The organism is Duganella fentianensis (assembly GCF_964031615.1).
Taxonomy (GTDB): Bacteria; Pseudomonadota; Gammaproteobacteria; order Burkholderiales; family Burkholderiaceae_D; genus Rugamonas; species Rugamonas fentianensis_A.
On sequence record NZ_CAXIQN010000005.1, the window covers coordinates 161507 to 180159 of the forward strand.

At 59.9% G+C, this 18653-nt stretch carries 15 protein-coding genes; 14 read left to right on the forward strand and 1 reads right to left on the reverse strand.

What is annotated here, in order from left to right; translation table 11 throughout:
- The first annotated feature begins 77 nt into the window (after nt 1-77).
- The 5 genes from ABNT42_RS03280 to hemH all read left to right on the forward strand — a co-directional run bounded on the left by ABNT42_RS03280 (nt 78) and on the right by hemH (nt 8050).
- Complete coding sequence (locus tag ABNT42_RS03280; RefSeq protein ID WP_348694024.1) at nt 78-3008, forward strand: polysaccharide lyase family 8 super-sandwich domain-containing protein; 2931 nt, start codon at nt 78-80, stop codon at nt 3006-3008.
- Between the two features lie 136 nt (nt 3009-3144).
- Nucleotides 3145-4113 carry a DUF3667 domain-containing protein gene (locus ABNT42_RS03285; RefSeq protein WP_348693952.1) on the forward strand — a complete coding sequence of 323 codons (969 nt, stop codon included), beginning with the start codon at nt 3145-3147 and terminating at the stop codon, nt 4111-4113.
- A 166-nt stretch (nt 4114-4279) separates the two neighbouring features.
- A complete protein-coding gene (locus ABNT42_RS03290; protein WP_348693955.1) occupies nt 4280-5188 on the forward strand; it encodes an NAD kinase in 909 nt (302 codons plus the stop codon).
- A 14-nt stretch (nt 5189-5202) separates the two neighbouring features.
- Nucleotides 5203-6855 (forward strand): DNA repair protein RecN, encoded by a 1653-nt coding sequence (recN, locus tag ABNT42_RS03295; protein WP_348693957.1) that lies wholly within the window; start codon nt 5203-5205, stop codon nt 6853-6855.
- An 85-nt stretch (nt 6856-6940) separates the two neighbouring features.
- Nucleotides 6941-8050 carry a ferrochelatase gene (gene hemH / locus ABNT42_RS03300; protein ID WP_348693959.1) on the forward strand — a complete coding sequence of 370 codons (1110 nt, stop codon included), beginning with the start codon at nt 6941-6943 and terminating at the stop codon, nt 8048-8050.
- 10 nt (nt 8051-8060) lie between these two features.
- On the opposite strand, the gene ABNT42_RS03305 is transcribed toward hemH, so the two are convergent.
- Nucleotides 8061-9065 (reverse strand): TraB/GumN family protein, encoded by a 1005-nt coding sequence (locus ABNT42_RS03305; protein ID WP_348693962.1) that lies wholly within the window; start codon nt 9063-9065, stop codon nt 8061-8063.
- A gap of 293 nt (nt 9066-9358) precedes the next feature.
- Between ABNT42_RS03305 and grpE the strand changes: the two genes are divergently transcribed.
- The 9 genes from grpE to ABNT42_RS03350 all read left to right on the forward strand — a co-directional run bounded on the left by grpE (nt 9359) and on the right by ABNT42_RS03350 (nt 18648).
- Nucleotides 9359-9901: a nucleotide exchange factor GrpE gene (gene grpE / locus ABNT42_RS03310; protein ID WP_155432700.1), complete on the forward strand. Its 543-nt coding sequence runs from the start codon at nt 9359-9361 to the stop codon at nt 9899-9901.
- 92 nt (nt 9902-9993) lie between these two features.
- Complete coding sequence (dnaK, locus tag ABNT42_RS03315; RefSeq protein ID WP_348693965.1) at nt 9994-11937, forward strand: molecular chaperone DnaK; 1944 nt, start codon at nt 9994-9996, stop codon at nt 11935-11937.
- 161 nt (nt 11938-12098) lie between these two features.
- Nucleotides 12099-13223 carry a molecular chaperone DnaJ gene (gene dnaJ, locus ABNT42_RS03320; protein ID WP_348693968.1) on the forward strand — a complete coding sequence of 375 codons (1125 nt, stop codon included), beginning with the start codon at nt 12099-12101 and terminating at the stop codon, nt 13221-13223.
- An 84-nt stretch (nt 13224-13307) separates the two neighbouring features.
- Nucleotides 13308-13985, forward strand: a complete 678-nt coding sequence (can, locus tag ABNT42_RS03325) for a carbonate dehydratase (RefSeq protein ID WP_348694027.1) — start codon at nt 13308-13310, stop codon at nt 13983-13985.
- 65 nt (nt 13986-14050) lie between these two features.
- The gene (locus tag ABNT42_RS03330) at nt 14051-14674 is read left to right on the forward strand and encodes an ANTAR domain-containing protein (RefSeq protein ID WP_348693970.1); all 624 of its coding nucleotides are present in this window, start codon (nt 14051-14053) and stop codon (nt 14672-14674) included.
- Nucleotides 14675-14975: 301 nt separating this feature from the next.
- On the forward strand, nt 14976-16262 hold the full coding sequence (locus tag ABNT42_RS03335; RefSeq protein WP_348693974.1) for a CmpA/NrtA family ABC transporter substrate-binding protein: 1287 nt from the start codon (nt 14976-14978) through the stop codon (nt 16260-16262).
- Between the two features lie 11 nt (nt 16263-16273).
- Nucleotides 16274-17155: a nitrate ABC transporter permease gene (gene ntrB / locus ABNT42_RS03340; RefSeq protein ID WP_348693976.1), complete on the forward strand. Its 882-nt coding sequence runs from the start codon at nt 16274-16276 to the stop codon at nt 17153-17155.
- A gap of 15 nt (nt 17156-17170) precedes the next feature.
- Nucleotides 17171-17977, forward strand: coding sequence for an ABC transporter ATP-binding protein (locus tag ABNT42_RS03345; RefSeq protein ID WP_348693979.1), 807 nt, complete (start codon nt 17171-17173; stop codon nt 17975-17977).
- Nucleotides 17977-18648 carry a type IV pili methyl-accepting chemotaxis transducer N-terminal domain-containing protein gene (locus ABNT42_RS03350; protein ID WP_348693981.1) on the forward strand — a complete coding sequence of 224 codons (672 nt, stop codon included), beginning with the start codon at nt 17977-17979 and terminating at the stop codon, nt 18646-18648. The genes ABNT42_RS03345 and ABNT42_RS03350 overlap by 1 nt, the downstream gene beginning before the upstream one ends.
- The last annotated feature ends 5 nt before the right edge of the window (nt 18649-18653 follow it).

Below are 18653 nucleotides of genomic sequence, written 5' to 3' on the forward strand. Positions count from 1 at the left end.
AATGTTGCAACTTGCATTTTTGAGTGATAACGTTAACTCACAATATTTCCTAATAATGGGAGGAGACAGTGGTGACGATGAAGCGAAAATGGCTGGCGCTAGCGCTATGCGCACTAGGCTGGCAGACGGCGCAGGCCGACGGGTTCGACGATATGCGCTTGCGCTGGCTGAACCGGACCAGCAGCGTGGCGCCACTGCCGCCCGATGATCCCGATCTGCTGATGCAGCAGGCCGCGCAGGCGGGCGCGCCCGATCACTATGCCACGCTGCAGAGTTCGGCTGCGCTGGGCTTGCCGGCAGGGCAGTTGTGGAGCGACCTGCCACTGGACAAGGTATCGGCCAATCTGACCAGCACGGTGGAGCGCTTGCAGAGCATCGCCGATGCCTACGCCGATCCCCGTTCGCCCTACTATCATCAGGCTGCCGTGATGCAGCAATTGCAGGCCGGTCTGGATGCTTTTATCGCCACCCGCTACACCGCCACGGCGACGGCTTTCGATAACTGGTGGGACTGGCAGATCGGCACGCCGCAAGCACTGAACAAACTGATGCTGAGTACCTACGATGCGCTCACGCCGGCGCGCATTGCTGCCGTCTGTGCTGCCATCGACCGTTATGTGCCTGACCCAACGCGGCGCACGGCGCCTAACGGCAGTGTCTCGACGCTGCTGGAAACGGGCGCGAATCTGCTCGATAAAGCGTTTGTGGTGGTCATGCGCGGCATCATCGGTAAGAACGGCGACAAGGTTCGGGCAGGGCGCGATGCGATACCGGCCGCGCTGCCGGACGTCACCAGCGGCGATGGTTTCTATGCGGACGGTTCCTTTATTCAGCATACTTACGTACCCTACATCGGCGGCTACGGCTCGGTGCTGATCAACGATATCGCGCGGCTCTACTACGTGCTGGCCGGTTCCAGCTGGCCTATCGACGGTACGCCGCTGTACAACAATCCCTACCACTGGGCCATCAATTCGTTTGCACCGTTCATCTACAACGGCGCGCTGATGGACAACCAGCGCGGCCGTTCCATCAGCCGCTGGGCTGCCACCGACCATGTGGCAGGACGCAGCACCATCATGGCGCTAGCCGAGCTGACCCAGAGCCTGTCCGCGGCCGACGCGCGCGAACTGAAAAGTCTGATCAAAGGCTGGGCGCAGCGCGACAGCAGTTTTGGCAGCAGCTATTTCACGCCGGTAGCTGGTAACGGTAACAAACTGCAGACCATTTCGCCGCTCGATCTGGCGCTGGTCAAAGATATTCTCAACGATGGCAGCATCGTGGCCAGACCGGAGCCGGAAGAGACCCGTATCTTCGCTTCGGCCGATCGCGCCTTGCAGCGGCGTGACGGCTATGCCTATGCGGTGGCACTGTTCTCGCCCCGTATCAGCGCTTTCGAATACGGCAATGGCGAGAACCTGCGTGGCTGGTGGACGGGGATAGGCATGACCCAGCTATATAACGCTGATCTGGGCCAGTACGGCGGCAGCTACTGGGCCACGGTCGATCCGCTGCGGCTGGCCGGCACCACCACCGACCGCAGCGGCAGCGGCACACCGGGCGGCTTCAAGAAGTATCCGAATACGCGCAATCTGGTAGGCGGTGCGGAACTGAACCGGCAGTTCGCCACGCTAGCTATGGACTTTGCCATGAGCGGCGTGACGGGGACTAGTTTGAGCGGCAAGAAGGCGTGGTTTTTGTTCGGCGACCGCATCATCGCGCTGGGTACGGGTATCAGCAGCAGCGATAACGTGGAGATCGAAACCATTGTTGAGAACCGCCGGCTGGCTGGTGTCGGTGAAAATGTGCTGACGGTGAACGATGTCAGCCAACCCGTGACGACGGGCTGGCGTGCCAGCATGGCGGCGACGCGCTGGGCGCATCTGGCGGGGAATACTGCCAGCGGCTCCGATACTGGTTATGTGTTCCCTGCCAGTCCCGTATTGAACGGCCTGCGCGAAAGCCGTATTGGCAGCTGGAGCCAGATCAACACGGGCGGCCCGACTGCCACAGTGAACGACCGCTATCTGACGCTGGCATTGAGCCACGGCAGCAATCCGACTGCCGGCAGTTACAGCTATATCGTGCTGCCCAACCGTAGCGTGGCAGCCACGGCCGCTTTTGCCAGCGCCAATCCCATCACGGTGGTGGAGAATTCGGTCAGCGCCAGTGCTGTGCAGGATAAGGAGCAGGGGCTGACAGGCGTGGTGTTCTGGGCCGATGCCAGCAAGACGCTGGCGCTGGCGGGCCAGCCTTATCTGAGCAGCGATAAGAAATCCGCGGTCACCGTGCAGCAGCGCGGCACCGATGTGCAACTGGCCGTGGCTGATCCGACCCAGAGCAATACAGGACAGATCCGGCTGGAACTGCACCGCAGCGCTAGCGCGGTGCTGTCCTGCGATCCGGCCATTACGATTCTGCAGCGCAGCCCGACCATCAAGCTGGCGGTCAACGTGAACGGCAGTGCGGGCAAGTCGTTTGCCTGCCACTTCACGGCCAACAATGTGGCGATGTTGGCTCCCGTGGCGGATACCTTCGTGTGGGACGATGCGACGCAGGATGTGAATAATGGCGGACGCAGTTATCTGTCGGTGAAAAACGACACAGTACGCTATGCGCGCAAAGGGTTGCTCAAGTTCGATCTGTCCGGCTTAGCCGGTACAGTTGATAGCGCCAGCCTGACGCTGACGCCAACGATGGTGGGCATGGCGGGGCTGAATCACCAGCTTTATCAGACCCGCACCGATGACTGGAGTGAAGCAAGCGTCAACTGGGGTAGCTTTCCCGCACTGGGGCAGTCTTTGGCAGGGTTTGCCGTACCGGCGGTGAATACGTCTGTTAGCCTCGATGTCAGTAGCGCCGCGCAGGCTGCTAAAGGCGCGAGCGGGCGGCTGTCGCTGGCCGTGCTGTCCACCAGTCCTTACAACGCCAACGGCAAGGTGGAATACGCCACGCGGGAAAACAGCAACGCTGCCTACCGCCCTGCACTGCAGGTGATCTATCACTGATTTGCCACGTATGCAGCGGACTGCTTCGTGACAATCGCGCGGGGATGCGGTTATCATTTAGGCCACACTGGCGCCTGCTGTCATGGCAGGTGTCAGCCCGTTCTGGTCTACCGTTTCCCTTTTCTGGATAGCCTGCATGAATACTGCCGTTACGCCGGTCGAGCACGCCCACGCGGTGCCCGCCAATTGCCCTAATTGCGACACCGTACTGACAGGGCATTTCTGCTCCAACTGCGGGCAGGAGGCTATCCTCCATCACGCCAGCGTGGGCGAGTTCCTGCACGAATTCATCGGCCATTACGTGGCACTCGAAGGCAAGCTGTGGGGCACGGTAATGCGTTTGCTGTTTCGCCCCGGTGCGCTCACGCTGGAATATATCCGCGGCCGGCGCGTGCGCTTCGTCCAGCCGCTGCGCCTGTATCTGACGCTAAGTCTGCTGTTCTTCGCGCTGCTGAAATTTTCCGGTACGTTCTCGCCGAATATGACGGAAGGCAGCGAAGCGTCGCAGGAACATGCTGCGGTGGCCGGCAAAGCGCAGGACAAAGCGAGCGAGAAGGCGGCTCTGAAGGCAGCCATTAAACAGGCTGCTGCCGAAAAAGACCCAGCAAGTGATGACAACCGTATCGACATCGATGGCAACGAGAAGCTCCAGGTCTATCTGGAGCGCTGGCCTGCGGTGCGTCATCAGATGGATGCTTTCGATAAGCTGCCATCGGCCGAAAAGATCAAAGTGTTCCAGAACGGTTTCTATCACTATGCGCCGTATGCGATTTTCGCCCTGATGCCGGTGTTCGCCCTGCTGCTGAAAGTGCTGTATCTGGGTTCCGGACGGCGCTTCGGCGATCATTTGCTGTTCGCGCTGCATACCAATGCCTTCGCCTATTTCATCTTCATCGTGATGCTGCTGGTGTCGTCGGGCTTCGTCCACTTCGTGCTGTGGTGCTGGCTGCTCGGCTATCTGCCATGGGCCATGCGGCGTGTCTACAACAGCGGGCGCGGCACGACGTTTGTGCGCTGGCTGCTGCTGATGTTCTTCTATTCGATTCTGATCGGACTGGCCGTGGGCGGTTCCATGCTGGCCGGGATCATGACCATCGGCCATTAAAACGCTTGAGCCGTCGCCCCGGCTTGCAGTCTGGCGGCGGCCACACTATACTGCGCGAAATACTGTTTAAATATACAGTTGCAGGGTGGATCATGGCACAAGCAGGCGATATGGGTTACTCTCCTGCGTGTCGCCGACCCCGACCCACCTTTTAGCCGAGATTTCTATGACTGCCACGCCAGCCGCCTTTCCAACCATTGCTCTGGTCGTGCGCCAGAATACGGACGGTATTGCCGCTCCCGTACGCAGCGTGGTGGAATTCCTGCAGAACGCTGGCCATGCCGTAGTGTTCGAAGCGCAGACGGCCGAGCATCTGGCACTGAGCCTGCCGCAAGTACGGGTGATGACGGCAGCCGAAATCGGCGCACACTGCGATGCCGCCATCGTCATGGGTGGCGACGGCACCATGCTGGGCATTGCGCGCCAGCTGGCGCCGTTCGATGTGCCGCTGATCGGTATCAATCAGGGCCGGCTGGGTTTCATGACCGATATTCCGCTCGATGGCATGCTCGACGTGCTGGCGCAGATACTGGGCGGCCGTTACAAGGCCGACCGCCGCACGCTGCTGGAAGGACGCGTAGTACGCGATGGCGCCACCATTCATCTGGGGCTGGCCGTGAACGACGTGGTGGTGGCGCGTGGCGCCGGTGCCGGCATGGCCGAACTGCGCGTCGATGTGGACGGCCACTTCATGTACAACCAGCGCTCCGACGGCTTGATCATCTCTACCGCTACCGGTTCTACCGCTTATGCGCTGTCGGCTGGCGGGCCGCTGTTGCATCCTAGTCTGGGCGGCATCGTGATGGTGCCGATTGCGCCGCACGCGCTGTCCAACCGGCCTATCGTGCTATCCGAAACCAGCGAGATCGTGGTCGAGATCGTGCGCGGTCGCGACATCAGCGTGAACTTCGATATGCAGACCTTCGCCAGTCTGGCGTGGCAGGACCAGATCGTGATCCGGCGTTCGCCGCACACCATCACCTTCCTGCATCCGGAAGACTGGAGCTACTACAACACGCTGCGCGAGAAGCTGCACTGGAACGAGCATCCTTCGCACGACGGCAAACTCAATTAATTTTATTCATCGCTATGCTGCGCACCCTGTCCATCCGTGATTTCGTTATTGTCGACTCCATCGAACTGGAATTTTCCGCCGGCTTTACGGTCTTTACGGGCGAAACGGGCGCCGGTAAATCCATCCTGATCGATGCGCTGACGCTGGCGCTGGGCGGCCGTGGCGATGCGTCGGTGGTGCGCGAAGGTGCGGCCAAGGCCGATATCACGGCCGATTTCGCGGCCAATGCAGCGGCCGACGCATGGCTGGCCGCCAACGAGTTTGCGGTGGAAGAGGGCGGCGCGCTGCTGCGCCGCGTGATCGACAATGCCGGTCGCAGCAAGGCCTATATCAATGGCATCGCCGCTACTGCTACCCAGTTGCGCGACCTGGGCGATCTGCTGGTGGATATCCATGGCCAGCACGCCCACCAGTCGCTGCTGAAAACCGATGCCCAGCGCGGCTTGCTCGATGGTCAGGCTGGTGCCGATGCGCAGGTGCGTGCTGTCAGTGCGGCCTACAAGGCATGGCGGGCACTGGCCAAGCAGGTCGAGGAATTCGAAACCAATGCGGCCAATGTGCTGTACGAGCGCGAACGGCTGGAGTGGCAGGTCAACGAACTGGAAAAGCTGGCCGTGAAAACGGGCGAGTGGAGCGAAGTCAGTAACGAGCATAGCCGCCTGTCGCATGCGGCCAGCCTGCTGGAAGGGGCGCAGGAAGCGCTGGCGCTGCTGTCGGAAGCCGACGAGCAGCCGATTATCTCGCAGCTCTCCAGCCTGAACCAGAAGCTGGGCAAGCTGGCTGGTGTCGATAGCGGCCTGCAGGCCATCGTCGATCTGATCGAACCGGCGCGCATTCAGCTGCAGGAAGCCGTGTATGCGCTCAACGACTATCTGGATCGGGTCGATCTCGATCCGCAGCGCTTGCAGTCGGTGGAAGCACGGATGGAAGCGATCCACTCGGCCGCACGCAAATTCCGCGTCAGCGAAGACCAGCTGCCGCAAGAATACGAACAGCTGTCGGCACGGCTGGCGCAGATGGCCGACGCTAGCGATATCGATGGCTTGCGCCAGCAGGAGCAGCAGCTCAAGGCACAGTACATGGCGCAGGCGCAGCAGCTGTCGGCCACGCGCAGCACGGCGGCACGCCAGCTGTCCGATGCGGTGACGCAGGCCATGCAGGATCTGAGCATGACGGGCGGGCGCTTCGACATCGCTCTGCATGCGGGCGAGCCTAGCGCGCACGGGCTGGAGCAGGTGGAGTTTCTAGTCGCCGGCCACGCCGGTGTGGCGCCACGCTCGCTGGCCAAAGTGGCTTCCGGCGGCGAACTGGCACGTATCGCGCTGGCGATTTCCGTGATTACCTCCAATGCCACTACCGTGCCGACGCTGATCTTCGACGAAGTCGATAGCGGCATCGGCGGCGGCGTGGCCGAAGTGGTGGGGCGCTTGCTGCGCCGTCTGGGCCAGCAGCGGCAGGTGCTGTGCGTGACCCACTTGCCGCAAGTGGCCAGTCAGGCGGGCCAGCACTTCCAGGTGGCCAAAGGCACGCTGGAGAACGGCAAGACCGCTTCGCGCATCGAAGTGCTTGATGCCAAAGCACGGGTGGAAGAAGTGGCCCGTATGCTGGGCGGGCTGGAAATTACCGCCACGACGCGCAAGCACGCCCGCGAACTGCTAGCATCCTGAGGCGAAAGGCGCGTCGCCCGCAGACAGGCAGTGCGCTTCTTCACTATAATCCAATTTTGTCCTAGACATTTCGAGCACAAGGCCCATGAGTTTTCAGACCGAACCTTCTTACCAGCACGGTAGTGCTAGTCGTAGTGCCATCGTTTTAGTCAATCTGGGCACCCCCGATGCGCCCACCCGTTCTGCCGTACGGCGCTATCTGAAGGAATTCCTGTCTGACCCGCGCGTGGTGGAAATTCCCCGCGCCGTCTGGTGGTTCATCCTTAACCTGATCATTCTGCCGTTCCGCTCCGGCCAGTCGGCAGCCAAGTACCAGACCATCTGGACGCCGGAAGGCTCGCCCCTCAAAGTCTACACGGCCGCGCAGGCAAAAAAGCTGGAGGCGACGCTGGCCCAGCGTGGCCACCGCGACCTGAAAGTGGTGATGGCGATGCGCTACGGTTCGCCTGCGCTGCCGGAAGTGCTCAAGCAGTTGAAGGCCGAAGGCATCAATCGTATCGCCGTGCTGCCGGCTTATCCGCAGTATTCGGGCACCACCACCGGCTCGATCTACGATGCCGCGTTCCAGCACTACGGCACGGTGCGCAACATCCCCGAGCTGCGCTTCGTGCGCAACTATCACGATAACGAAGCGTATATCCACGCGCTGCGCGACAGCGTGCTGGCGCACTGGGATCAGCATGGCCAGCCCGATAAACTGGTACTGAGCTTCCACGGCGTGCCCAAGCGCACTCTGATGCTGGGCGATCCATATCACTGCGAATGCCTGAAAACGGCGCGTCTGCTGGCGGCAGCGCTGCAACTGACGCCCGATCAGTACATGGTCACCTTCCAGTCGCGCTTCGGCAAGGCCGAGTGGCTGCAGCCTTACACGGCACCTACCGTGGCGCAACTGGCGCGCGATGGCGTCAAGCGTCTCGATGTGCTGTGCCCCGGCTTTACCAGCGACTGTCTGGAAACGCTGGAAGAAATTTCGCTGGAAGTGCGCCACGAGTTCGAACAGGCCGGTGGCCAGCAGTTCCACTATATTCCCTGCCTGAACGATAGTCCCGCATGGATCGCCGCCATGGCCGATATCATCGAGCCGCACCTGATCGGCTGGCCGACCCGTCTGGCTGCGTCGGAACGGGAAGCCCAGCAAAAAGATGCGCAGCTAGCCCGCGCCGCCGCGCTGGGGCGGGGCGCGACCGACTAGTTCTGCTGGCCTATTCGGGCGCTACCACCTTGTAGCCCTTGGCCTGCAGCTGCGTGAGTAATCCCGTCGGCGAAAGAATCTCCTTCAGGGGCAGCATGGCGAAGGTGGTGGTATTGTTTTCCAGTGCCTGCTGTGCATTGTGTAGCCAGATCTCGCGCGTCTTGGTGCGCGCCTCGCGCAGATCGGGGCGGCTCTGGAAGGCCGCGCTGCCTTCGAGGGCGGCACGGCAGGTGCCCTCATGGTCGTTATAGTCCAGCTTGCGGATCATATCGATATCGCCTATCGCCCACGCGTTGGCACGCACGCGCATGTGGTCGATATCGGCCTCCAGCCGCGCCAGTGTGCTGGAGAAACAGGCCGCGTCGTCCAGACCGGACTTGTTAAATTCCTTGAGTAGCTTGCTGGCATCGGACAAGTCGACTTCTACCGAGGATGGCGTGAACTTGAGCTTATATTGCTTGGCGAGCTTGTTAATAGCCGGTCCTACTTCATCCTTGTTCGACAGACCTATATGCTTTAGTCCGGCGTTGTACAGTTTGCTCGCGGCAAAAAACGGGCGGTAACGATCTACCTCGTCGTCCTGATTCATGTACTTATCCTTGAGTGTGGACCAGCGCTGGTAAGTCTCCGGCGACACCACATCTTTTAATACGGCGCCGTCCGGGTTCTTCTGGATGTTCCAGATTTGCGGCAGTGACGCGGCCAGTTTAATCCCGCCCCAGATGCCGACCTTGGCCGACGCATCGGGTTCCGCCAGATATTCCTGCGACTTGGCCAGCACCGCTTCTACTTCGTGCGAACGCCATTCCATTTTCGCGGGCAGCGGACCGTAGCGGCCAAACACCCACAGCACATGCTCGTCTTTCGAGACTTTCCACATGCCGGGGCCGGGGCGCTGCCCATGCACCAGAACTTGTCCGGCGTCCTGTTCAGGTTCAGGCGCAGCTTCCTGCGCCCACGTGGCGTTCGCGGCACAGCAGAACGCGAGGGTGGTGATGACTTGATTGAATTTCATATGAGTCTCTTACGCTTTCTGTAATAGTTAAGAGAAATGCAATGATAGTTCAATTCCCGTGCAACTGCGTAATCAGCACTTGCCGTCGGTGAGTGCTAGCCTGTTAAAATAGTCAGTTGTCGGGAGTTGCGCAGTTCGTTGCGCGCGTGATTTTTCCTCCCGGAAACTGCACTGGCGATGTCCTAGTGGCATAGCCGCAGCGCTGGCGCCCTTGAAAACAGGGACTCGCGCCCCATTTGCGGTCAGTGCCGTTAGAAGTTTTGTCAAACAAATACGATAGTAGGAGTCTTTAGATGCAAGATCAGGAAAATCAAGCCGTACCTAATCCAGAAGCGGCAGAAGCCGCTGCACCGGTTCCGCCATCGACTCCTGACCAGCCATCTCTGGAAGAGCAGCTGGCCAGCGCCGAAGCCCGCTTGGCGGAAATGCAGGACGCTTTCATGCGCGCCAAAGCCGAAGGCGAGAACATCCGCCGCCGTGCGCAGGAAGATGTGGCTAAAGCCCACAAATTCGCGGTAGAAAGCTTCGCCGAAGCCATGGTGCCGGTGAAGGACAGCCTGGAAATGGCACTGAAAGTGGAAGCGCCTACGCTGGAATCGCTCAAGGAAGGCGTGGAAATGACGCTGAAACAGCTCAATTCCGCTTTCGAGAAGAACCGTCTGCTGGAAATCATGCCGGCACAGGGCGAGAAACTCGATCCGAACAAGCATCAGGCCGTCGCCGTGGTGCCTGCGGATCAGGAAGCCAACACCGTGGTTTCCGTGTTGCAAAAAGGTTATATGATCGCTGATCGCCTGCTGCGCCCAGCCATCGTGACCGCGGCGCAAGCCAAATAATTTTTTTCCTGAAGCCATCAGGCTCTTGAAAACAAACAGCTATTCCACATATTCGTAGCATCTGAAACTTAAAGCATAATAGGAAGAACATCATGGGCAAAATTATCGGTATCGATCTGGGAACCACGAATTCCTGCGTTTCCATCATGGAAAACGGTCAGCCAAAAGTGATCGAAAACGCGGAAGGCGCGCGTACCACGCCATCGATCATTGCTTATCAAGAAGATGGCGAAATTCTGGTGGGTTCCCCTGCAAAACGTCAGGCGGTGACCAATCCTAAGAACACCCTGTTCGCGGTCAAGCGTCTGATCGGTCGTAAATTCGAAGAAAAAGAAGTGCAGAAAGACATCGGTCTGATGCCTTACTCGATCATGAAAGCCGACAACGGCGACGCATGGATCGGCGTGCGCGACAAGAAACTGGCGCCACCACAGATTTCCGCAGAAGTGCTGCGCAAAATGAAGAAAACGGCAGAAGACTACCTCGGTGAAGAAGTCACCGAAGCCGTGATCACCGTGCCAGCTTACTTCAACGACTCGCAGCGTCAGGCGACCAAAGACGCCGGCCGCATCGCTGGTCTGGACGTAAAACGTATCATCAACGAACCAACCGCTGCTGCGCTGGCTTTCGGTCTGGACAAGACCGACAAGGGCGACCGCAAGATCGCCGTGTATGACCTGGGCGGCGGTACTTTCGACGTATCGATCATCGAAATCGCTGACGTCGATGGCGAGAAGCAGTTCGAAGTGCTGTCGACCAACGGCGACACCTTCCTCGGCGGTGAAGACTTCGACCAGCGCGTGATCGACTACATCATCGAAGAGTTCAAGAAGATCAACGGTCTGGATCTGAAAAAAGATCCTATCGCTCTGCAGCGTATCAAAGCTTCGGCCGAGCGCGCCAAGATCGAACTGTCGTCCTCGCAGCAGACTGAAATCAACGAGCCGTACATCGCCATGGCGAACGGCGCACCAGTCCACCTGACCCTGAAGATGACCCGCGCCAAGCTGGAATCGCTGGTGGAAGAGCTGATCAACGCCACCATCGAACCATGCCGCACCGCGATCAAGGACGCTGGCGTGAAGGTTTCGGACATCGACGACATCATTCTGGTCGGCGGTATGACCCGTATGCCTAAGGTGCAGGAAAAAGTTAAAGAGTTCTTCGGCAAAGACCCACGTAAAGACGTGAACCCTGACGAAGCCGTGGCCGTTGGTGCTGCGATTCAGGGCTCGGTGCTGTCGGGCGACCGCAAAGACCTGCTGCTGCTGGACGTAACCCCGCTGTCGCTGGGTATCGAAACCCTGGGCGGCGTGATGACCAAAATGATTCACAAGAACACCACGATTCCTACCAAGTTCTCGCAAGTGTTCTCCACCGCTGACGACAACCAGCCAGCCGTGACCATCAAGGTTTACCAAGGTGAGCGCGAAATCGCTGCCGGTAACAAAGGTCTGGGCGAATTCAATCTGGAAGGTATCCCGCCAGCAGCACGCGGCACCCCGCAGATCGAAGTGACCTTCGACATCGACGCTAACGGTATTCTGCACGTCGGCGCGAAAGACAAGGCCACCGGCAAGGAAAACAAGATCACCATCAAGGCGAACTCCGGTCTGACCGAAGAAGAGATCCAGAAGATGGTGAAGGATGCCGAACTGAACGCCGAAGAAGACAAGAAAGTGAAAGAGCTGGCCGAATCGCGCAACCAGGCAGATGCACTGGTGCACTCGACCCGCAAATCGCTGACCGAATACGGCGACAAGCTGGAAGCTGGCGAGAAAGAGAAGATCGAAGCGGCTATCACCGATCTGGAAGGCTCGATCAAAGCTGGCGATAAAGCTGACATCGACGCTAAAGTCGCTGCGCTGTCGACCGCTTCGCAGAAACTGGGCGAGAAGATGTACGCTGACATGCAAGCCCAGCAAGCTGCTGGTGGCGCGGGTGCCGAAGGCGCTGCCCACGCTGGCGAACAGGCCAAGCCACAGCAGGACGACGTGGTAGACGCTGACTTCAAAGAAGTAAAAGACAGCAAGTAATTCGCCCACCCGCCGCTGCGCGGGGAGGTCGAGCGCCGAGCCATCGGCCGTGTAAGCGGTACCGGCTCGGCTTTTTAGCATAATCAGTAGAGCATTTTTCCGGCGCGTGCCAACGCGCCGGAGGTCTACACCCGTAATAACTACAGCAAGGTGCCGACAAGATGGCAAAGCGAGATTTCTACGAAGTACTAGGCGTCGCCAAGAACGCGTCGGAAGACGAGATCAAAAAGGCTTACCGCAAGCTGGCGATGAAGTACCATCCGGACCGTAATCCGGATAGCAAAGAGTCGGAAGAAAAATTCAAGGAAGTCAAAGAAGCCTACGAGATGCTGACCAATCCGGAGAAGCGCGATGCGTATGACCGTTATGGTCACGCTGGCGTAGATCCGAACATGGGCGGCGGAGGCGGCTTTGGCGGTGCAGGCGGTTTCGGTGATGCCTTCGGCGATATCTTCGGTGATATCTTCGGCGGTGGCCGCGGCCGCAGCGCGGGCCCGCAGGTCTACCGTGGCGCCGACCTGCGCTACAACCTGGAAATTACGCTGGAACAGGCAGCACACGGTTTCGACACCACCATCCGCGTACCGTCGTGGGACAAGTGCGATACCTGCAGCGGCACGGGCGCCAAGCCCGGTACGTCGCCAGTGACTTGCTCGACCTGTGCCGGTCACGGTCAGGTGCGTATGCAGCAGGGCTTCTTCAGCATCCAGCAGACCTGCCCTAAGTGCCACGGCACGGGCAAGATCATTCCTGAGCCATGCGCAGCCTGCTCGGGTCAGGGTCGCATCAAGCGTAACAAGACGCTGGAAGTGAAAATCCCTGTCGGTATCGACAACGGCATGCGTATCCGCTCGTCCGGCAACGGCGAACCGGGCACCAATGGCGGGCCGTCGGGCGACCTGTATGTGGAAATCCACATCAAGCCGCACGCCGTGTTCCAGCGCGAAGGCGACGATCTGCATTGCGAAATGCCGATTTCGTTTGCCAAGGCAGCCCTGGGTGGCGAAATCGAAGTGCCTACGCTGAACGGCAAGGTGGCCTTCACCGTGCCGGAAGGTACCCAGTCGGGCAAGACTTTCCGCCTGAAAGGCAAGGGTATCAAGGGCGTACGTTCGGGCTTCGCGGGCGATCTGTTCTGCCACGTGGCAGTGGAAACGCCAGTGAAACTGACCGACAAGCAGAAAGAACTGCTGCGCGACTTCGAAAAGTCGACCACGGAAGGCGGCGCCAAGCACAGCCCGCAGACCAAGACCTGGCGTGACAAGGTGAAGGACTTCTTCGAGTAAGAAGCTGTACCCGTCCTGCTAAAATCGGACCGCCGTCCTGCTATGGTGCAGTACGGCGGTCTTCTTATGTACGAGAGGAATATGATGAGTGATCTGGACATTAGTACGTCGCCCCTGAGTGGCCTGTTAGCCAACAACCGCCGCTGGGCCGAATCGGAAATCGAACGTGATCCCGAATTCTTCAAACGTCTGGCCCAGCAGGCCAGCCCCGAGTATCTGTGGATCGGTTGCTCCGATAGCCGCGTGCCGGCAAATGAGCTGCTGGGTCTGGCGCCGGGCGACGTGTTCGTGCACCGTAATATTGCCAACGTGGTCGTGCATACGGATCTGAACTGCCTGTCCGTGCTGCAGTTCGCCATCGACGTGCTGAAAGTAAAACACGTGATCATCGTGGGCCACTATGGTTGCAAGGGCGTGCATGCGGCCATGGTCGGCACCCGCGTGGGTCTGGCCGATAACTGGCTGCGCCACGTGCAGGACGTGAACCAGAAGCATGAGCGCTATCTGGGCGAGATCGTCGAGACCAACAAGCGTTCCGAGCGCCTGTGCGAACTGAACGTGGTGGAGCAGGTGCAGAACGTGTGCCAGACTACCATCGTGCAGGATGCATGGGAGCGCGGCCAGCAGGTGACGGTGCATGGCTGGGTCTACGGCCTGAAAGACGGCAAGCTGCACGACCTGCAGATGACCGTCACGGGCAGCGACGAACTGGCGCCACGGGTAGCTGACCGGCTGGCTAAGTACGCGGCTGAAAGTGCCTAAGCTGACGTTTGCATGATTCTTGCTTCATCTTGGGGCATGAACCATATTACGCACCACTACCGACCATGAAACATTTACGCATCGTGGTTGTCAATCCCGTTATTCTGGCTGGTGACGAGGATGATCCGGCCCTGCAGGCCCAGACCGAGCGCGCCCGCGCGCTGCGCATCGGCCTGCTGGAAGCCGGCTATGACATCATTGCCTCGCTCCCGCCCGACATGTATCTGCCCGAGCGCATCGCCCAGTTGCAGCCCGATATGATCATTGTCGATGCCGAATCCGACGCGCGCGATGTGCTTGAGCACATCGTTATCGCCACCCGCGACGAGCGCCGTCCTATCGTGATGTTCACGGAGAGCGAGGATACCGCCAGCATGGAGGCCGCCGTGGCGGCCGGTGTGTCGGCGTATATCGTGGCCGGCCTGCACAGCGAGCGCATCAAACCCGTGCTGCAAGTGGCGCTGGCGCGCTTTAAACGCGAGCAGAAGCTGCTGGACGAGCTATCTGATACCAAGAGCAAGCTCGCCGAGCGCAAGCTGATCGAGCGCGCCAAGGGTTTGCTGATGTCGCGCCAGAACTTTAGCGAGGAGCAGGCCTACCAGCGCCTGCGTAGCATGGCCATGAGCAAAAACCTCAAGCTGTCCGAGGTGGCCCAGCGCATCCTCGACGTGGAAGACCTGCTGGGCTAGCCAAGAGCTTAGCTACGCCCATAAATGATGCACTGCGCAATAGCGGTGCGTTTTTTGCGCCATGGGGCGGCATGGTGCGCCCCGCAGCATGCCTTGCCGTTTGCTAATCCCTGTGAAATCCCCCTTTGGCATGGCTGGCACAGTCATTGCATAGTCTAGGACAAGCGCAACGATGCGCTTATGCACTCTGCCAACGGCGGTGGAGTACACCAGACAACGACGTCTACCGTACACCGAGCTTATGGCTTGCGTGTGGGTGGACGTTTTTTTTTGTGCAGACACGGACTAGACGAGGATAGCCATGGAACAAAAGCAGACCCCAATCGACGCAACCCCTAAGACCGAGGTGAACGTGAAGCGGCGCGCTGTGGTGCAGAGCATGATTCATGGTGCAGGACTGGTAGCGGGAGGAAGTATGCTGGGATTGGCAACAGGCGGCGTTTGGGCAGCCGGTTCGGATAAACCGGAAAAGGAAGAAGTCCGTATCGGCTTCATTCCGCTGACCGACTGCGCCTCGGTGGTAATGGCTTCGGTGCTGGGGCTGGACAAGAAATATGGCGTGAAGTTTGTACTGAGCAAAGAGGCCTCGTGGGCCGGCGTGCGCGACAAACTGGCCAATGGCGATCTCGATGCGGCCCACGTGCTGTACGGTCTGCTGTATGGCGTGCAGATGGGCATAGGCGGCCAGAAGAAGGATATGGCCGTGCTGATGGGGCTGAACAACAATGGTCAGGCCATTACCCTGTCGAAAAAGCTGGCCGATAAGGGCGCGGTCGATGGTGCCTCGCTCAACAAGCTGATGCAGACCGACAAGCGCGAATACACGTTTGCCCAGACTTTCCCCACCGGTACCCACGCCATGTGGCTGTACTACTGGCTGGCCGCGAACGGCATCAACCCGCTCAAGGATGCCAAAGTAATTACCGTGCCGCCGCCGCAAATGGTAGCGAATATGCGCGTCGGTAATATGGATGGCTTCTGCGTGGGTGAACCGTGGGGCCACCGTGCCATCATGGACGGCGTGGGCATTACTGCCACGACGACGCAGGATATCTGGCGCGACCATCCGGAGAAGGTGCTGGGTTCGACGCTGGAATTCGCCAAGAAATACCCGAACACCTGCCGCGCCATGATGGCCGCCATTCTGGAAGCGGGCAAATGGATCGATGCCTCGCTGGCCAATAAGAACCGCATGGCCGAAGTGATTGCCGATAAATCCTACGTCAACACCAGCAAGGATGCGATCGACCAGCGCATCATGGGCCGTTACCAGAACGGTCTGGGCAAGACCTGGGACGATGCCAACTACATGAAGTTCTATAACGACGGTCTGGTCAACTTCCCCTATCTGTCGGACGGCATGTGGTTCATGACCCAGCACCGCCGCTGGGGTCTGCTGAAAGACGATCCGGACTATCTGGCCGTGGCCACGTCCGTCAACCAGATCGATCTGTACAAAGACGCGGCCACCATGACCAAGACGCCGCTGCCGAAAAGCCCGCTGCGTAGTTCCAAGCTGATGGATGGTTCCGTGTGGGACGGCAAGAACCCGAAAGCCTACGCCGCCTCGTTCAAAATCAAAGCCTGAAAGGGAATGCCATGAACGCCATGCTGAAACCCGAAACTGCGCTACCGGTGGAAGTGCCCGTGCGCCGCCCGCGCCCTGCGCTCAAGGTCAACTCGGTCGCCCGTGCACGCGAGCAGATGTCGGCTGCCGCCATCAAGGTGATAGCACCGCTGCTGGGCGCTGCCCTGCTGGTGCTGATCTGGCAGATCATCACCATCAAGAACAGCAGCTTCCCCACGCCGCTGGCGACCTGGCACGAAGCAGTGGCGCTGTTCTCCGATCCGTTCTACCGCAACAGCCCGAACGATCAGGGCATAGGCTGGAACATCCTCGCGTCGCTGCAGCGTGTGGCGGTGGGCTTCGGGCTGGCCGCCATGGTGGGCATACCGCTGGGCTTCATGATCGGTCGCGTGCCTTTCGTCGGCAGCATGCTGAGCCCCATCATCAGCCTGCTGAAACCAGTGTCGCCGCTGGCCTGGCTGCCGATCGGTCTGCTGGTGTTCAAGTCGGCTAACCCTGCTGCCATCTGGTCGATTTTCATTTGCTCGATCTGGCCCATGATCATCAACACGGCCGTGGGCGTGCAGCGCGTACCGCAGGATTATATGAACGTGGCGCGCGTGCTCAATCTGTCCGAGTGGAAGGTGCTGACCAAGATCCTGCTGCCATCGGCGCTGCCTTACATCCTGACGGGCGTGCGCCTGTCGATCGGTACTGCATGGCTGGTGATCGTGGCAGCGGAAATGCTGACCGGCGGCGTGGGCATCGGCTTCTGGGTCTGGGACGAGTGGAACAACCTGAATGTACCGCACATCATCATCGCGATTGTGGCGATCGGCGTCGTGGGCTTGCTGCTGGAGCAGGCACTGGTAGCGCTGGCACGCGCATTCAGCTACGAACAGGTAGCCAATTAAGGAAAGGCGGATCTCATGGACGACGCAAAATTCATCGATATCGAAGGTGTGGAGATGGTGTTCCACACCAAAAAAGGTAGCTTCCATGCGCTGCGCGAGATTGATCTGCGCGTACGCAAGGGCGAGTTCATCACTCTGATCGGCCACTCGGGCTGCGGTAAATCCACGCTGCTTAACCTGATCGCGGGGCTGACCAAGCCCACGGAAGGCGTGCTGCTGTGCGCTAACCGCGAAATCGCCGGGCCTTCGCCTGAGCGTGCCGTGGTGTTCCAGAACCACTCGCTGCTGCCATGGCTGACCTGTTATGAAAACATCTTCCTCGGCGTGGAGCGCGTGTTCGGCAAAACGGAAACGGCGGCCCAGCTACGCGAACGCACCATGCGCGCGCTGGCGCTGGTGGGACTGACGGCAGCCGAGAGCAAGCGGCCGAACGAGATTTCGGGCGGGATGAAGCAGCGCGTGGGCATCGCCCGTGCGCTGGCGATGGAGCCGAAAGTGCTGCTGATGGACGAACCGTTCGGCGCACTCGATGCGCTGACCCGCGCCCACCTGCAGGACGAACTGCTGAAAATCGTGGCCGCCACCCAGTCCACCGTGGTGATGGTGACGCACGATGTGGACGAAGCCGTGCTGCTGTCGGACCGCATCGTTATGCTCACCAACGGCCCTGCTGCCACCATAGGCGAGATCGTCGACGTACAACTGGAACACCCGCGCGACCGCGTGGCGCTGGCACAGGATGCGCGCTATGCCGAGTATCGCAGTGCGGTGCTGGAATTCCTGTACCGCAAACAGGCCCATCCTGCGAAAGAGGCAGCGTAATGGGCGCGCCGGATTATGCTGCAGCGCTGGCAGCAAAATCAGCACGGCCGCTGTCGGGAGAAGTATTCGGCGCCATGATCAATCTGTCGGGCCGCCGCCGCTTCACGTCGCAACGTATCGTGCTGTATGCGCTGCTGGCTTTGCAGGGAGAGCAAGCTAGTCTGGCGGTGGCGCGCGAAGCACTGGGGCTGTTCCGCAATGCCCACTTTGCCTTGCTGGAGGAGGCCGATGGCTTGCCGGGCGTGTTCTGTCCCGAGCTGTATAAGGCCTATTTCGGTCAGGACGAGGGCGACCGCAAGATTCGCGACTTTGCCGATCTGGCCGAGCGCACCTTGCGCGCCATCGAGGCGGGGGCGGCCGAGGCGCACACGCTGCAGGCAGAACTGGTGCAGCAGACCACGCCCACGCTGGCGGTGCTGAACCAGATCACCGCCATCTACGAAGAGCAGTCACGCCTGCACGCGCGCCAGATGAAACGGCAGCTACGCAGCGTGATCAGCGATATCGAAACCATCAACCGCGAAGCACGCATGGTGGCGTTCAATGCGCGCATTGTGGCGGCGCGGGCTGGTCGGGCCGGTGTGGAGTTTTCCGTAGTGGCCGGTGTGATGTCCAACATTTCGGGCGAAATCGACCAGATGATCGCTACCGCACTGGCGGCAGCAGAATAGGGAGG